Annotated in this window: 14 protein-coding genes and 1 pseudogene; 11 read left to right on the plus strand and 4 right to left on the minus strand. The window is 23.4% G+C overall.

Annotation, left to right across the window (positions count from 1 at the left end):
* The first annotated feature begins 713 nt into the window (after window positions 1-713).
* The 4 genes from BUSG_RS01495 to gap all read left to right on the plus strand — a co-directional run bounded on the left by BUSG_RS01495 (window position 714) and on the right by gap (window position 4917).
* On the plus strand, window positions 714-1913 hold the full coding sequence (locus BUSG_RS01495) for an ABC transporter permease (protein WP_011053807.1): 1200 nt from the start codon (window positions 714-716) through the stop codon (window positions 1911-1913).
* Window positions 1906-2595, plus strand: a complete 690-nt coding sequence (lolD, locus tag BUSG_RS01500) for a lipoprotein-releasing ABC transporter ATP-binding protein LolD (protein ID WP_011053808.1) — start codon at window positions 1906-1908, stop codon at window positions 2593-2595. Before BUSG_RS01495 ends, lolD begins: the two co-directional genes overlap by 8 nt.
* 20 nt (window positions 2596-2615) lie before the next feature.
* Window positions 2616-3857, plus strand: a complete 1242-nt coding sequence (locus tag BUSG_RS01505) for an FtsX-like permease family protein (RefSeq protein WP_011053809.1) — start codon at window positions 2616-2618, stop codon at window positions 3855-3857.
* Between the two features lie 61 nt (window positions 3858-3918).
* Entirely contained in the window at window positions 3919-4917 is a 999-nt protein-coding gene (gene gap, locus BUSG_RS01510) for a type I glyceraldehyde-3-phosphate dehydrogenase (RefSeq protein WP_011053810.1), read from the plus strand.
* Between the two features lie 135 nt (window positions 4918-5052).
* Here gap and queF read toward each other — a convergent pair whose 3' ends face one another.
* Together queF and fldA are read right to left on the minus strand one after the other, a co-directional pair.
* On the minus strand, window positions 5053-5841 hold the full coding sequence (queF, locus tag BUSG_RS01515) for an NADPH-dependent 7-cyano-7-deazaguanine reductase QueF (protein ID WP_011053811.1): 789 nt from the start codon (window positions 5839-5841) through the stop codon (window positions 5053-5055).
* 144 nt (window positions 5842-5985) lie between these two features.
* The gene (fldA, locus tag BUSG_RS01520; protein WP_011053812.1) at window positions 5986-6450 is read right to left on the minus strand and encodes a flavodoxin FldA; all 465 of its coding nucleotides are present in this window, start codon (window positions 6448-6450) and stop codon (window positions 5986-5988) included.
* A 281-nt stretch (window positions 6451-6731) separates the two neighbouring features.
* Here fldA and phrB point away from each other — a divergent pair.
* The 7 genes and pseudogenes from phrB to BUSG_RS01555 all read left to right on the plus strand — a co-directional run bounded on the left by phrB (window position 6732) and on the right by BUSG_RS01555 (window position 15888).
* Window positions 6732-8173, plus strand: a pseudogene (gene phrB, locus BUSG_RS01525) (deoxyribodipyrimidine photo-lyase).
* Between the two features lie 4 nt (window positions 8174-8177).
* Window positions 8178-8921: a Nif3-like dinuclear metal center hexameric protein gene (locus BUSG_RS01530; RefSeq protein WP_011053813.1), complete on the plus strand. Its 744-nt coding sequence runs from the start codon at window positions 8178-8180 to the stop codon at window positions 8919-8921.
* A 97-nt stretch (window positions 8922-9018) separates the two neighbouring features.
* Window positions 9019-11790: a 2-oxoglutarate dehydrogenase E1 component gene (locus BUSG_RS01535; RefSeq protein ID WP_011053814.1), complete on the plus strand. Its 2772-nt coding sequence runs from the start codon at window positions 9019-9021 to the stop codon at window positions 11788-11790.
* Between the two features lie 11 nt (window positions 11791-11801).
* Complete coding sequence (sucB, locus tag BUSG_RS01540; RefSeq protein WP_011053815.1) at window positions 11802-12983, plus strand: dihydrolipoyllysine-residue succinyltransferase; 1182 nt, start codon at window positions 11802-11804, stop codon at window positions 12981-12983.
* Window positions 12984-13154: 171 nt separating this feature from the next.
* Window positions 13155-13847, plus strand: a complete 693-nt coding sequence (gpmA, locus tag BUSG_RS01545; protein ID WP_011053816.1) for a 2,3-diphosphoglycerate-dependent phosphoglycerate mutase — start codon at window positions 13155-13157, stop codon at window positions 13845-13847.
* A 206-nt stretch (window positions 13848-14053) separates the two neighbouring features.
* Entirely contained in the window at window positions 14054-15016 is a 963-nt protein-coding gene (gene pfkA / locus BUSG_RS01550; protein ID WP_011053817.1) for a 6-phosphofructokinase, read from the plus strand.
* Between the two features lie 83 nt (window positions 15017-15099).
* Window positions 15100-15888 carry an MIP/aquaporin family protein gene (locus BUSG_RS01555; RefSeq protein ID WP_011053818.1) on the plus strand — a complete coding sequence of 263 codons (789 nt, stop codon included), beginning with the start codon at window positions 15100-15102 and terminating at the stop codon, window positions 15886-15888.
* 4 nt (window positions 15889-15892) lie between these two features.
* On the opposite strand, the gene tpiA is transcribed toward BUSG_RS01555, so the two are convergent.
* Together tpiA and ihfB are read right to left on the minus strand one after the other, a co-directional pair.
* Entirely contained in the window at window positions 15893-16657 is a 765-nt protein-coding gene (gene tpiA, locus BUSG_RS01560; protein WP_011053819.1) for a triose-phosphate isomerase, read from the minus strand.
* 93 nt (window positions 16658-16750) lie between these two features.
* The gene (ihfB, locus tag BUSG_RS01565) at window positions 16751-17032 is read right to left on the minus strand and encodes an integration host factor subunit beta (protein WP_011053820.1); all 282 of its coding nucleotides are present in this window, start codon (window positions 17030-17032) and stop codon (window positions 16751-16753) included.
* Window positions 17033-17034 lie beyond the last annotated feature (2 nt).

A 17034-nucleotide genomic window follows, 5' to 3' on the forward strand; every position in this document is an offset into this window, starting at 1 on the left:
ATTAATTTTTTAATTAAAATTAGCAATATTTTTTATATACTTTAGATGAATATTTTTAGATGCTAAAATCTTTGAAAACGTTTTTTTCGCATTATCTTTCTGTTAGTAAAAAAATTATCTTTCTTAATTAAAAAAGATTCTTTATAAATATATTGATAGGAATATACTTTTTGTAGAGTATTTTAGATTGTAATAATTAATAAACTTTTTTTTTAATTCTAGACAAATGATATAAAATAGAAAAACAAGAAGAAACAATTTTTTTATGACATCAAATATAATCATATAGCAATTTTTGCTAATTTGCTAATCTTGAAAAACTCTTATCTTTCTATCTATAGATTGTTTTATTAATTTTTTAATTATAAGGTGTCTTTGACATTCAGATGTAATTAATGCAACTAAGTTTGAATAACTTTTAACGATAGAAGTATATTTAAATGGTATTATTAATAATAATTAATTTATATAATATATGTTTTTCACTTTTTTTATCATCCATAATTTATTTAATTAGAAATTTTATAAAATACTTAAAAATAGATTAAATATTTTATAAAAAAATATTTTTTTCTTAAAAAATATAAATAATAATCTATTTATAGATATGTTTACATATATTTTTTAAAACTATTTATTAAATATGATAACATGTAGTTTAAAATACCCCATTATGCAATTAATATAAATAAATTTAAGTTAAATTTACTAAAATGTATAAGCCTATATATATATTTATTGGTTTACGTTATCTCTGGAATCCTTATTTACCAAATTTTAAAAAAATTATTATTATTCTATCAATTTTAGGTATAGGTATCGGCATATCTTCAACTATTATCACCATATCTATAATGAATGGATTTCAAAATAAATTTAAAAATGACATTTTATCTTTTATTCCTCATATAATTATTACTAATAAAAATCGCAATATTAACAAATTAAATTTTCCTAAAGAAACTTTAAAATTAAAAAACGTTGAAGAAATTACTGATTTTATCAGTAAAAAGGTCATTATTGAAAATAAAAATGAAATTAATATAGGAGAGATCATTGGTATTAACATAAAGAATGAAAAAAATTTAGAAAATTATAACATAAAAAAATTTTTACATACTCTTCATTCAAGAAAATATAACGCAATTATAGGAAGCGAACTAGCTAAAAAAATGCATGTTAATATTAATGATCAAATTAAATTGATTGTTTTACCCATTAGTAAAAAAAAATTTTTACAAAATGATCTCAATATAAAATTATTTAAAATAACTGGTATATTCTCAACTAATAGTGAAATTGATGAGTATCAAATACTGATTAATAAAAAAAATGCTTTAAATTTTTTAAATTATAATAAAAATTATATCACTGGTTGGAAAATAAAGTTAAAAGACCCATTTATTCTAAATATTCAAAAAATAAAAAAATTAAATAAAAATTTTATTATATTAGATTGGAAAACAAAAAAAGGTGAATTATTTAAGGCAATGAAAATTGAAAAATATATTATGTTATTTTTTTTTATTTTAATTTTATTAGTGTCAAGTTTTAATATAGTTATATCATTAACAATGAATGTATTAGATAAAAAAAATAATATTTCAATTTTTCAATCTCAAGGATTATCTCGTTATAAAATAATGTTGATATTTATTATTTTAGGTTCAACTATTTCTATAGTGGGAAATTCATTTGGAACAATAATTAGCATTATATTAATCTTTCAAAAAGATTTTTTAAATTTTTTAATTAAAATATTTTTTATTGATATTGAAATTCCTATAGAAATTTCTCTCATTCAAATTTTAACAATCAATATTACATTTATATTTCTTACTATTTTATCAACGTTATATCCAATTTGGTATGCTATTAAATCTACTCCATCTAGAATTTTATCTGATGAATAACAATATAATTTTACAGTGTATTAATTTAACAAAATCCTTTTACAGAAAAAAAGAAGAAATAAGAACATTAAATAAAATATCATTAAAAATTAGAAAAGGCGATATAACTTTTATAACTGGAAAATCTGGTTCTGGTAAAAGCACTCTTTTGCACTTATTGGGTGGATTAGATAAACCTACTTCAGGAAGTATATTGTTCGATGGTGTCTCATTACATTCTATGTCATCTAATGAAATAGCCAAGTTAAGAAACTTAAAATTGGGATTTATTTTTCAATTTCATCATTTACTTTTAGATTTTAATGTTCTTGAAAACATTGCTATCCCATCTTTAATTAGTAAAAAGAGTATTCAGGAATCAAAAGAAAAATCATATGAAATATTAAAAAAAGTTCATTTAGAAAAAAAAATAAATAAATATCCTTCTGAGTTATCTGGTGGTGAAAGACAACGTGTAGCTATCGCTCGAGCTTTAGTAAATCAACCATCTTTGGTAATAGCAGATGAACCAACAAGTCATTTAGATAAGAATAATGCAAAAATTATTTTTGATTTAATATTTGAGTTAAACAGTAATTTAAATACTTCTTTTTTAATTGTCAGTCATGATCTTCGTTTTATAAAAAAAGCACCTATTTTACTTGAAATGAAAAATGGTCAACTATTTAATAATAAAAATTAATAAAAAAAAAGACATATTCAATGAATTTTTTACCTTTTTTAATTGCAAAACGATTATATCATCGAAATAATAAAAATCATGCAGTATTATTAGTTTCTATTCTATCTAAAATAGGAATTTCTATTAGTATATTCACATTAATTTTAAGTTTTAGTGCTTTAAATGGTTTTCAAATATTGATAAAAAAAAATATTTTGTCATCTTTACCACATGGAATTATTGAATTAACAAATACATCAGCATTTACTTGGAAAGATATTACAAAAAAATTAGAATCCCTACCTGAAGTGATTTATTCTGAGCCATATGTTTTAATGAACAGTGTTTTGTTAAAAAACGATAAAATGAGATTTATTAACATTAAAAGTTTTAAAAATATAAAATATATAAAAAAATATTTTTCTTTTCAAAAAAAATTATATAATTTTTCTAAATTAAAAAAAATATATAATAATGAAATCATTATTTCTTCCGACTTAGCAAAATATTTTTCTCTCAAAGAAGGAGATTGTATTAATTTAATTATTTTAAATAAAAAAATAAGTTTTGATAAAACTCAAATTCAAAGTTTTTCTTTTAAAGTTAAATCTATATTTCATTCTAATGGAATTTCAAATTCAAATATTGGATTAATACCTTTTATATTTTTTCAAAAATTTTTTAATATAAAAAATAATATTAATAAAATTGAATTATATATGTCTGATCCATTTCAAGCAGATAAAATTATTTTAAAAATAGCTAAAAAAATAAAAACACCTCTTTTTTTTTATAATTGGATGTACAGTTATAAATATATCTATCACGATATTAAAATAATTAAAACAATAATATATGTAACGTTATTTTTAATAATAATAATTTCATGTTTTAGTGTAATATCTATTTGTTTAACATCTATATCTAAAAAAACAAAAGACATTGCTATTTTAAGAAGTATAGGAGCTAATAATATTCTTATTCAGTTGATTTTTTTTTACTATGGGATGCGTTTTATTATAATAGGAAATTTGATAGGTTTATTGACAGGAATTATAACAGTATTAAACTTTAAAAAAATTATGTTTTTTTTAGAAAAGCACTTTGAAGAAAACTGGTTTTTAAAAAATGTTTATTATAAAAATTTTTTATTACTACAAATAAATTTTTTTGATTTAATCATTATTTTTATAAGTACTTTAACAATAGGAATTGTTGCAAATTGGTATCCAATATATTATGCATCAAAGATAAATCCTAACAAAATATTAAAAGAATATTAAAATCATTTATTTTAAATAAAATATAATATTAATTATTAATAATTTAAAAAAAGGTGAAATAATGACTATTAAAATAGGTATTAATGGATTTGGTCGTATTGGACGTGTTTTATTTCGTCTAGCTCAAGAACGTGAAAATATTGAAGTTGTAGCAATAAACGATTTACTTGATCCTAAATATATAGCTTACATGTTAAAATATGATTCCACACATGGAAATTTTAAAAAAGATATTGAAGTCAAAAATAATAATCTTATTATTAATGGGAAAAAAATTAGAATTACCTCAATAAAAGATCCTGAAAAATTAATGTGGGACAAATTATTAATTGATGTAGTAATTGAATCTACTGGTCTTTTCTTAACAAAAGATACAGCTTACAAACATATTTTATCTGGTGCGAAAAAAGTTGTAATAACCGGACCATCAAAAGATGATATTCCAATGTTTGTCAGGGGTGCTAATTTTGATAAATACAAAGGAGAAAAAATTGTATCTAATGCCTCTTGTACAACTAATTGTTTAGCACCTTTATCTAAAGTAATAGATGATCATTTTGGTATTATTGAAGGACTGATGACTACTGTACATGCTAGTACAGCTACGCAAAAAATTGTTGATAGTGCTTCTAAAAAAGATTGGAGAGGTGGTCGAGGAGCATTGCAAAATATAATTCCTTCTTCTACAGGTGCAGCTGTTGCTGTAGGCAAGGTTTTACCAAATTTAAACGGAAAATTAACAGGAATAGCTTTTCGAGTTCCTACCGCCAATGTATCCGTAGTTGATTTAACAGTACGTTATAAAAAAACAGCAACATACAATGAAATTTGTGAAGTTGTTAAAAACGCTTCTGAACAGAAAATGAAAGGAATTTTAGGATATACTGAAGATGAAGTAGTATCAACAGACTTTAATGGTAAAGAATTAACTTCGATTTTTGATGCTAAAGCTGGTTTGTCTTTAAATAAAAATTTTGCCAAATTAATTTCTTGGTATGATAATGAAACAGGTTATTCTAGTAAGGTATTAGATTTAGTTGAACTAGTTGCTTTAAAATAAATATAATTTTATTTTTAATATACATAAAATATTCAAATAGTTAGATGATTGTATATATAAAACATATTTTATTTAATTTTTTTAAAATTGCAGTATTAAGTATAATTTTAATACTGCTTTTTTTATTTCTACTATTTATTGTCTAGCTAATCGAGTAAGAAAAGGCGAAAAATTAGTATTACTGCGCCATGGATTGATATCAATTCCGCCTCTTCGAGTATATCTTGCGTATACACTTAATTCTTCAGGTTTGCAAATATTATTAATATCATTAAAAATTCTTTCAATACATTCTTCATGAAATTCGTTATGAGAACGAAAAGAAATCAAATAACGTAATAAAGATGCATGATTAATTGATAGTCCAGTATATGCAATATATATTGATGCCCAATCAGGTTGTTGGGTGACAGGACAATTAGATTTAAATAAATGAGTATATAGATCTTCTTTGATTATCTTTCTTTCAGAATTGATCATCAAGAATGATGGAGTATATTTATATGATTCTATTTTAATATTTTGATTATCTATGCATATGCCATGAAAATCTGTAATTGTTTCATTTTTAATTGCATCTAAACTGAATAATTTAATAGAAATTTGTCCACATATACACTTAGTAAGATCATTAGTTAATATATTAATAAAATCAATATTATTGTTAAATTTCATTTGGTTAAAACTATTTATATAAATTTTAAAACTTTTAGATTCAATAATATTAGCGCTATTTACATCAATTTCTATTTTAGCAATGGCAATTTGAGGCAATCCATTTTTATTTAGCCAAGATAATTCGTATAAAGTCCAAATATCTTTACCTTTAAAAGGAAGATTAAGGCAGTTTAATTTAATTTTTTTTCGATGTTTTTTTCTAGATATAGGTCGTAAAAAATTAAAATTATTTATTTTAAGACTCATAGTTTCTCTTTTATATAAAATGTGTACGATTATATTTATGTTATAATAGAGATTTTTTTTGATTCAACATATTAATTTAGGATAAAATCATATTGTTTATGACTGAAAGTCAGGCAGAATACCTCCAATCCATAGATTTATTCTTTATTCTGTTTTTTCTGGCTGACGAGCTTCATCTAAAACTAATCCTACAAAATAGTCTTTGTTTAAAAGAGCTTTATAAGATTCAAAATTATATTCGATTGTAGGCCATTTTCCAACTATTTTAGCATTATTTTTCTTTAAAACTTGATATATTAAACCTAATGCGTCACAAAAATATTCTGCATAATCTTCTTGATCACCACATCCAAACAACGCTACCGTTTTATGCAAAAAATTTATTTTTTTCAAAATAGGTAAAAAATCATCCCAGTCACATTGAATTTCACCATAATACCAAGTAGGAACTCCTAATATTAGATGATCAAAACTTTCAAAATCCTTTTTAGAAACATTGCTAATATCATATAACATAGAAATATTACTACCAATTTTCTTATGAATTAATTCAGCTGCTTTTTCTGTATTCCCAGTGTCACTGCCAAAAAAAATACCTATTTTTTTCATAATTTTTTACCTATTCATCAAGGTATATTTCTTTTTGAAAATAAGAATATATTTGAAATCTTTTTTTATTTAAAAATATTTTTTTAACAAAATACATGAAAAGTGTAAAACCAAGAAATTTATAATTTTTTTTGTTATATTAGTAAAATAAATGTATTCTAATAACTTATTATTAATTTATATTTTTTAATTTTTAAAGTTATTTAATAGTTTTTTATAAAAAAAAAAGAAAAAAAATTATAACATATATTTTCAACATAATATAAATATATTAAAAAATCATGAAAAAAAATTTAATTTGGTTTCGTAACGATCTGCGTTTATATGATAATACTGCATTACATAACGCTTGTATGTTTGACATAGATAAAGTTATTGCTTTATTTATTGCTACTCCGAAACAATGGAAAGATCATTTTCTTGCTGATAAAAAAATATCGTTTATTTATCAAAATTTAATAAGTTTAGAACAAGAATTATTTAAATTGAATATTACTTTACATTATCATAAATGCTCTGATTTTTTAGATTCAATAGATTATTTAGTTTATTTCTGTGAAAGAAATCAAATAAATAATTTGTTTTATAATTATCAATACGAAATAAATGAACGAAAACGCGATTGTCTAGTAAAAAAAAACTATCTGAAAAAGGTATATTCGTAAAAGGATTTCACGATAGTTTGTTAACTTCTGCTAATAGCATAAAAAATAAAAACAAAAAAACATATAAAATTTTTTCTTTTTTTAAAAAAAAAGTAATATGTAATTTATTAAAACAAATTCCAGAATGTTTTCCTATTCCCAAAAAACGAAAAATTTGTTCTAGTTTTTCATTACTAAAATTATTTCCAGAAAACTTAGTTATTGATTTTAATCAAAAAAATTTTCCTATTGGAGAAAGAAAAGCTATTGAGAGATTAAACAAATTTTGTGTCGATAAAATAGACAAATATGTTTTAAAAAGAAATTTTCCATTTTTAAACAGTACTAGTATGCTATCTCCTTATTTATCTTTAGGAATAATATCACCAAGGTATTGTTTAAAGGTAATTTTAAAAAAATATAAAAAAATACCATTAAATATTATTTTAAATTCCGATTGGTTAAATCAAATAATATGGCGTGAATTTTATTATCATTTATTAATTGGTTTTCCTATGCTTAGTCAATCTCAATCACTAATTATATGGGAAAAAAAAATAAAATGGAAACATAATGTAAATTATTTTAACGCTTGGAAAAACGGAAATACAGGTTTTCCTATAATAGACGCAGGGATGAGACAACTAAATAAAATGGGATGGATGCATAATAGGTTAAGAATGATTACATCTAGTTTTCTAGTAAAAAATCTTTTAATAAATTGGAGAGAGGGTGAAAAATACTTCATGTCTAATTTAATTGATGGAGACTTTGCCTTAAATAATGGTGGATGGCAATGGTCAGCTTCAACAGGGAGTGATTCTGTGCCGTATATACGTATTTTTAATCCCTTGAATCAATCAAAAAATTTTGATAAATCAGGTTTATTTATACGTAAATACATTCCAGAATTAAATTCTGTACCAGATAGATATATTCATAATCCATACGAATGGTCAATAAAAAATAATTGTACAATAAATTATCCGGAACCAATTATAGATTATAAAAAAAGTAAAGAACAAGCATTAGAGGTATACAATAAAGCTCAATTAACTTCAAAAAAAGAAAAGGTTTAATAAAATGGAAAATTTTTTATTAGAAAAAATAATTAATAAAAAATTATCAAGTGATCAATATAGTGATGTTGTACCAAATGGATTACAAATAGAAGGTGAAAAAATAATTAAAAAAATTATTACAGGTGTTACAGCTTGTCAAGAATTATTAGATAAAGCATTATCTTATGGTGCAAATGCTATAATAGTTCATCATGGTTATTTTTGGAAAAACGAATCTCAATGTATTCACAACATGACAAGAAAAAGATTAACTACTATACTTTCTAATAATATTAATTTATATAGTTGGCACATACCTTTAGATATTCATCCTAAATTAGGTAATAATGCACAAATAGCTAAAAAATTAAATATTCGTATTAAAGGTTATATTTTACCTTACTTGTTCTGGGGAACTTTAGAAGAAAATATAAATGCTTTTGACTTTTCTAAAAAAATAGAAAAAAAATATGAGAAAAAACCCATACATATATATGCAAATGCTCCAATTTATATTTCGCGTATAGCTTGGTGTAGTGGAAGGGGGCAAAATTTTATAAAACAAGCTTATAATTTTGGAATAGATGCTTTTTTAACAGGTGAAATTTCAGAAGAAACAATGCATATTGCTAAAGAATTAGGTATTCATTTTTTTTCTATTGGTCATCATGCTACAGAAAAAGACGGAATTAAATCATTAGGTAAATGGTTAAATAATAAGTATGATTTAGATGTAACTTTTATCGATATTCATAATCCTGCATAATTTAAAAAATAAAATTAGAAAAATATAATAAATTTTTTAGATTTTTTTAGATTTTCTATAATAAATCATGTAACAAACAATTTAAATAAAAAATAAAATGAAAAAAAATACACTAGAAAAATGGTTTAACTCTTCCTGGTTATCTGGCAATAATCAGAATTATATTGAAAAAATATATGAGAGTTATTTAATCAATCCGAAATCTGTTGATATTACATGGCAGGATAAATTTTCAGATTTATCTAAAAAACGAAAAAATATTTTAAAAGAAGAAAAATTTGTTTATAAAAATAATTCTTTTAAAGAAATTAAAATTGATAAACAAGAAATATTAGAAAAAAAAATTAATTATATTATTAATACTTTTCGAAAAAAAGGTTATAAAAAATCTTTAATAGATCCTCTTAAATTAAATGAACAGAAAAAATATAAGTATTTAGAACCTACTTTTTATCATTTTAGTGAAGATGAATTAAAAAAAACTGTGAAAATCGATTTTAAAAATTCTTCTCAATATGAAATAAAAATCAGAGATTTATATGAACAATTAAATAACAAATATTGCGGTTCTATTGGATTTGAATATATGTATATTGAGAATTCATTTGAAAAAAAATGGATTACAAAACATATAGAGTTATTTTTTAAAGAAAATTTATTTATAAAAAAAGAAAAAATAAGATTTTTAAAGGAGATTCTTTATGGAGAAACTTTTGAAAAATACCTAGGAAAAAAGTTTTCTGGTACAAAAAGATTTTCTTTAGAAGGAGGAGAAACATTAATTAGTATTCTGCATGAAATTATTCGATATTCAAAAAAAAATGATGTATCTGAAATCATTTTAGGCATGGCTCATAGAGGTAGACTAAATGTATTGGTAAATGTATTAAACAAAAATCCACAAGTTCTATTTAATGAATTTTCAGGTATTAATATACCAAAAGAATATAGTGGTGACGTAAAATATCACATGGGAGGCATTACAAAGATAAAAAACGATAAAAAAAAAATATATTTAAAACTAGCATATAATCCATCTCATTTAGAGATAGTGAATCCAGTTGTTTTAGGTATAGCACGAGCATCTATAAATCAATTAAAAATTTCTGAAAATAAATTTTTATCTATTAATATACATGGTGATGCTTCTATTATTGGGCAAGGTGTAATTCAAGAAACATTAAATATGTCTCAAACAGAAGCCTATAAAATAGGTGGTACTATTCATATAGTAATTAATAATCAAATTGGATTTACTACATCTAATCCTAAAAATCTTCGTTCTAGTAAGTATTGTACTGATGTTGCTAAAATGATTCAAGCACCTGTGTTTCACGTTAATGCTGATGATATAGAAGCTTCTATTTTTGCAATTCAATTAGCTTTAAAATTCAAAAAAAAATTTAAAAAAGATGTTTTTATTGATTTGGTATGTTATAGACGACATGGACACAATGAAGTAGATGATCCTTTTGTAACGCAACCTATTATGTATAAAAAAATTCATAATCATCCTACTATAGGTCAAATATATTCTAACTTACTAATTTCCGAAAAATTAATTACATCAAATGATATTGAAAAAATAATAGAAAAATACACTACTAAACTAGTACAAGGAAAAAATGTTTTATCGCAAGAGAGAAATATCACATTCCAAAATGGGAATAAAAATTTTTTTATAAAAAAACAAAAAGAAAATACACAGTTAAATTTTTTAAATATTAAAGATTTATTATATTCTATTAATACTATTCCTAACTCAATTGAAGTGCATAATCGAGTTAAAAAAATTTATCAAGAAAGAATAGGTATGGCTGACGGACAAATATTGTTGGATTGGGGTACAGCTGAATTATTAGCTTATGCTACAATACTTAAAGAAGGTATTTCATGTCGTCTATCAGGAGAAGATATAAGTAGAGGAACTTTTTTTCATCGTCATGCTTTTATTCATGATCAAAATAATGGTTCTATTTATGTTCCTTTACAAAATATAGAAAAAAATCAGGGAAAATTTGAAATTTGGGATTCTGTTCTATCAGAAGAAGCAGTTTTAGCTTTTGAATACGGATATTCATTATTTCCATCAAATAATTTAACAATTTGGGAAGCACAATTTGGAGATTTTGCTAACGGTGCTCAAGTAGTAATAGATCAATTTATCAGTTCAAGTGAACAAAAATGGAATCAAAAATCAAATTTAGTTCTTTTCTTGCCTCATGGGTATGAAGGGCAAGGACCTGAACATTCTTCTGCTAGACTTGAAAGATTTTTACAACTTTGTGCTGAAAACAATATACAAGTATGTATACCTACTGTATCTTCTCAAATATTTCATTTATTAAGGCGTCAAATTTTTAGCAATGTTTATAAACCATTGATTGTTTTGACTCCTAAATCACTTTTAAGAAATAATGTGGCAAGATCTTCTTTAGAAGTTTTAGTAAATGAAAATTTTAAAAATGTAATAAATGAAATAGATAAAAATCAAAAAGAAGTGAAACGTATAATTTTTTGTTCTGGTAAAATATATTATGATCTTTTGGAATATCGTAATAAATGTGACATTAATAATGTTTTATTAATTCGAATTGAACAATTATATCCATTTCCAAAAGATGAAATATTAACAATACTCAAAAGTTATTCTTACGTACAAGATTTTATTTGGTGTCAAGAAGAACCCCATAATCAAGGTGCATGGTTTTATATTAAAGACCTTCTATCTACTCTTTTACCACTTAATTCTCATTTAAATTATGTTAGTCGTCCATCTGCTGCATCACCTGCAGCTGGTCATATTCTAATTCATAGAAAAGAACAAGAAAAACTAATAAATAATGCATTCAATTTTAAAATAGCATAGAAGGACATAAAATGAATAGAATAAATATTCTTGTTCCTGATTTACCTGAATCTGTTAACGATGCAGTAGTTGTAAAATGGTATAAAAAAATAGGAGAACAAATTTCTTCTGAAGATAATATAGTAGATATTGAAACAGATAAAGTAATGCTAGAAGTGTCTGCTCCATGTAATGGAATATTAAATGAAATTTTAGAAAAAGAAGGTTCAATTGTTAAATCAAATCAAATATTAGGAAACATTGTTGAATCAAAAAATATTGAAAGTAAAACAAAATCAAAACTGGAAAAAAGTAATAAATATTTTATAAAAGATAAAAATTTTAATATTTCTTTTAAAGAAAAAATATACAATTTTCCACCTTCTATAAGACGTATAATAAGAATTAAAAAAAACAAAGAAATATTTAATGAATTAAATTATATCAAAAATCAAGAAAACATAATTGAAGAAAAATTAAATGATCAATCTTTTTCTAATGAAAAAGAAAAAAAAATTTATGAAAATAGAATAAAAATGACGCGATTGCGTCAAAAAATTGCTGAAAGATTATTAGAAACTAAAAATAATACAGCTATGCTTACTACCTTTAATGAAGTAAACATGCAACCAATAATATCATTACGAAAAAAATATGGCGAATTTTTTGAAAAAAAACACGGTGTCCGAATCGGATTTATGCCTTTTTTTGTCAAAGCAGTAGTGGAATCCTTAAAAAAGTTTCCAGAAATAAATGCCTCTATTGATAAAAATGATATTGTTTATTATAAAAATATTGATGTTAGTATTGCTGTTTCTACTCCGAGAGGAGTAATAACACCAGTTTTAAGAAATGCAGATAATATGAGCATGGCTGATATAGAAAAAAAAATAAAAGAATTTTCTATTAAAGGTATTGAAAATAAAATAAAAATTGAAGAATTAATTGGAGGAAATTTTACTATAACGAATGGCGGTATTTTCGGTTCTTTAATGTCTACACCTATTATTAATCCACCTCAATCTGCTATATTAGGCATGCATCTTATTAAAGAACGTCCTATGGCTATCAATGGAAAAGTAAAAATCCTTCCTATGATGTATTTAGCATTGTCTTACGATCATCGACTAATAGATGGAAAAGAATCTGTGAGTTTTTTAGTAACTATAAAAAACATATTAGAAGACTTTAATCGAATTATAATTAATGTATAAATGTGTTTTTATGAAAAAAAACGTTTATTTTTTAGTGTATCTTAAAAGTACAAAAAATTCTTAATTATGAATTGTACTTTTATATTCATAAAAATTAATTTTTTATTTAGTCAAAAACTAATTTTTAATCAAATAATGATACACTTATATATCAAAAATAGAAGATGAAAAATGAAAACTAATAAATTAGTCTTAATTAGACATGGTCAAAGTAAATGGAATAAATTAAATAAATTTACTGGATGGCATGATATAGAATTAAGTGACAATGGTATAAATGAAGCTCTAAAAGCCGGTTCTCTCTTGAAAAAAGAAAAATTTTTTTTCGATTATGCACATACTTCTATGTTAAAAAGAGCAATACATACTTTAAGATATATTTTAGATACATTAGATCAATCTTGGTTACCAGTTCAAAAATCTTGGCGTTTAAATGAAAGACATTATGGTGCATTGGAGGGATTAAATAAAGATGAAATGATTTCAAAATACGGTGAAGAACAAGTAAATTTATGGAGACGAAGTTTTGAAATTATACCACCTCAAATCAGATTAAATGATAAAAGATTTCCAGGAAATGATATACGTTATTCGAATATAGATAACAATGAACTTCCGTTAGGTGAAAGTTTAGAATTGACTGCAAAAAGAGTGATTCCTTATTGGAATAAATTTATTTTACCACAAATAAAAAAAAGAAATAGAGTTCTTATTGTAGCACATGGAAATTCTCTACGTGCATTAATTCAATTTTTAAATAAAATAGATAATAAAAAAATTTTAGAATTAAACATTCCAACTGCAACGCCAATTATCCTAGAATTCAATGAAGAATATAATTCTATTAAATGGTATTATTTATAATCAATTATTTAAAATAAAATATTTTTCTGTCAAAAATTACTATGTATAAAAAAAATTTTTTAATATTTTTAATAATTTTAAAAAAAATTACATACAAAAATATATTTATATATTGTAAAAATACATTTTTTATTAAGTTGAAATTTTATCAATAATCAATAATAGGAAAAACAAATTTTTTTATAGTAGTTAAAAACGGGATTTTTATGATAAAAAAGATCGGAGTATTAACTAGTGGTGGAGATGCTCCTGGGATGAATGCTGCGATTAGAGGTGTAGTAAGAACAGCATTGAGTGAAAAATTAGAAGTATTTGGTATTTATGATGGATATTTAGGTCTATATGAAAATCGTATGACATTGTTAGATAGATATAGTGTTTCTGATATGATTAATAGAGGCGGAACATTTTTAGGATCTGCTCGATTTCCTGGCTTTTACAAAAATGAAATACGTACTATTGCAGTAAATAATTTAAATAAAAGAAATATAGATGCTCTTGTTGTTATCGGCGGTGATGGATCTTATATAGGAGCACAAAAATTAACGAAAATGGGAATTCCATGTATTAGTATTCCAGGTACAATAGACAACGATGTAGCAGGTACTGATTACACGATAGGTTATTTTACAGCCTTAGAGACAGTGGTTGAAGCGATTGATAGATTAAGAGATACTTCTTCTTCTCATCAAAGAATTTCTATTGTAGAAGTTATGGGGCGATACTGCGGAGATTTAACATTAGCTGCTGCAATAGCAGGTGGTTGCGAATTTATTGTTCTTCCAGAAATTCATTATAAAAAAGAAGAATTGGTTTCTGAAATTCAGGCAGGAATCGAAAAAGGGAAAAAACATGCAATAGTCGCAATAACAGAATATATTTGTGATGTAGAAAAATTAGCGAAATATATTGAGAAGAAAACCAATAGAGAGACAAGAGCTACAATTTTAGGACATATCCAGAGAGGAGGAGCACCAGTAGTATATGATAGAATTCTTGCTTCAAGAATGGGAGCATATGCAGTAGAATTGCTGATAGAAGGCTACAAAGGGAAATGTGTTGGAATACAAAATGAAAAAATGGTATTTAACGACATAACAGATGCGTTAAAAAATATGAAACGTGTTTTTAAAAAAGATTGGTTAATTACAGCTAAAAAGTTATACTAATATAAAATTAGTGCCGGTTTTTCCGGCGCTCTAAAATTTTAATTTTATTTTTAAATAAATAAAATTATTTAGGTATTCAAATAATGAATTTTTGTAGTAAAAAAAAAATATTAAAACAATGTTTTTTTGAATTTTTAGGAACAGGTTTAATAATATTTTTAGGAATTAGTTCTCTTGTCGTATCAAAATTAACAAATTTTCATTTTAATCACTGTGAAATTAGTTGTATTTGGGGATTAGGAGTATTTATATCAATTTGTTTTTGTTCTTCAGTCTCTGGAGCGCATTTAAATCCAGCTATTACTATTTTTCTTTTTTTATCTTCTCAATTTAATAAAAAAAAAGTAATACCGTATATTCTATCTCAAATATCTGGTACTTTTTTCTTTACTTTTTTAATTTATCTTATTTTTAATAATCTATTAAATTCATTTGAGTCTAAATACAATATTGTTCGAGGAACAAAAAAAAGTCTTGAATTAGCTTCATTATTCTGCGTTTTTCCTAAAGAAAATTATAATTTTATTCATGATTTTATATTAGAAATATTAATTGGAATTATTTTTATAATTATATTGATGAAATTGAGTGAAAAAAATAATTTATTTAAATTTTATAAATTTATCAATCCCTTTTTAATAGGAACATTAGTGATAATAATTAATTTATTTTTAACTTCATATAGTAATATTACTTTAAATCCAGCTCGAGATTTAGGTCCTAGAATATTTTTAAGTTTAATAGGGTGGGGAAAATTAGCATTTACAGGCGATGATAATATCATTTTTCCTTATTTTTTAATACCCACTATTGCTCCTATTATCGGTATCAATTTAGGTGGATGGATATATATCCTTTATATAAAAAAATAGTTTTTTATAAAAAACTATCTGATATTTTTATAATTTTTAAAAATTCTTCATGTTTTAAAGATGCACTACCGATTAATAATCCATCAATATCAGGTTGTTTAAGAAAATTTCCTGCATTTAATGAAGTAACAGAACCTCCATATTGTACAATCAAATTTTCTGCACTGACAATGTCATATTTTTTTATATAATTTTTTATAAATTTATGTATCAGTTGTACATTTTTAGGATCCGCTGAAACACCTGTTCCAATAGACCAAATAGGTTCATATGCAATAACTGCATTTCTAAATGCTTTTTCTCCGAAAGAATTAAATATAGAATTTAATTGTTCTTTTAAAATTTTTTCAGTTTTGTTAGATTTTTTTTCTGCTTCAGTTTCACCTATACATAAAATAGGCACTAAATTCAAATTTTTTACTAAACAAAATTTTTTCGCAATGATTTCATTGTTTTCATTATGAAGTAAACGTCTTTCAGAATGACCAATAATAATATATTTAACACCAATATCTTTCATCATTAAAGCAGAGTTCTCACCAGTAAATGCACCTGTTAGATTTACATCTATATTTTGTGCAGCAAGATGAATATTTATACTATTTATATCTTTGTATACTCTTTCTAAAAATACAGTCGGAGGTGCAATTATAATAATATTGTTTTTTAAAAAAGATGAAATTTGTGATTTTAAAAAAGTTAAAAAATAAGAAATAGTTTTTATACTACCATTTAATTTCCAATTAGCTGCAATAATTTTTTTTTTCATATTAATATACTCAATTTTTTAACGTTATAGAAACTAAGTTTTTTATAAAAAATTATATCAACTTAGTTTCTATTCAACAAGTATTAAAATATACTATTTATAATTAGCTCGATCTCGTAGTTGTTTTCCTGGTTTAAAATAAGGTATATATCTCTCATTCAACTTAATTTTTTTACCAGTTTTCGGATTTCTACCTATACGAGAAGATCTATAATGCAAAGAAAAAGTACCAAATCCTCGAATTTCAATTCGTTTCCCCTTAGATAACGAAATTGATATATATTCAAGCATTTCTTTTACAGCGCATTCTATTATTTTGTTTGAAATATGAGCTTTTCGTTCAGCAATTCTTTCGAATAATTCTGACTTTGTCATAA

This window comes from Buchnera aphidicola str. Sg (Schizaphis graminum) (assembly GCF_000007365.1).
Classification (GTDB): Bacteria; Pseudomonadota; Gammaproteobacteria; order Enterobacterales; family Enterobacteriaceae; genus Buchnera; species Buchnera aphidicola.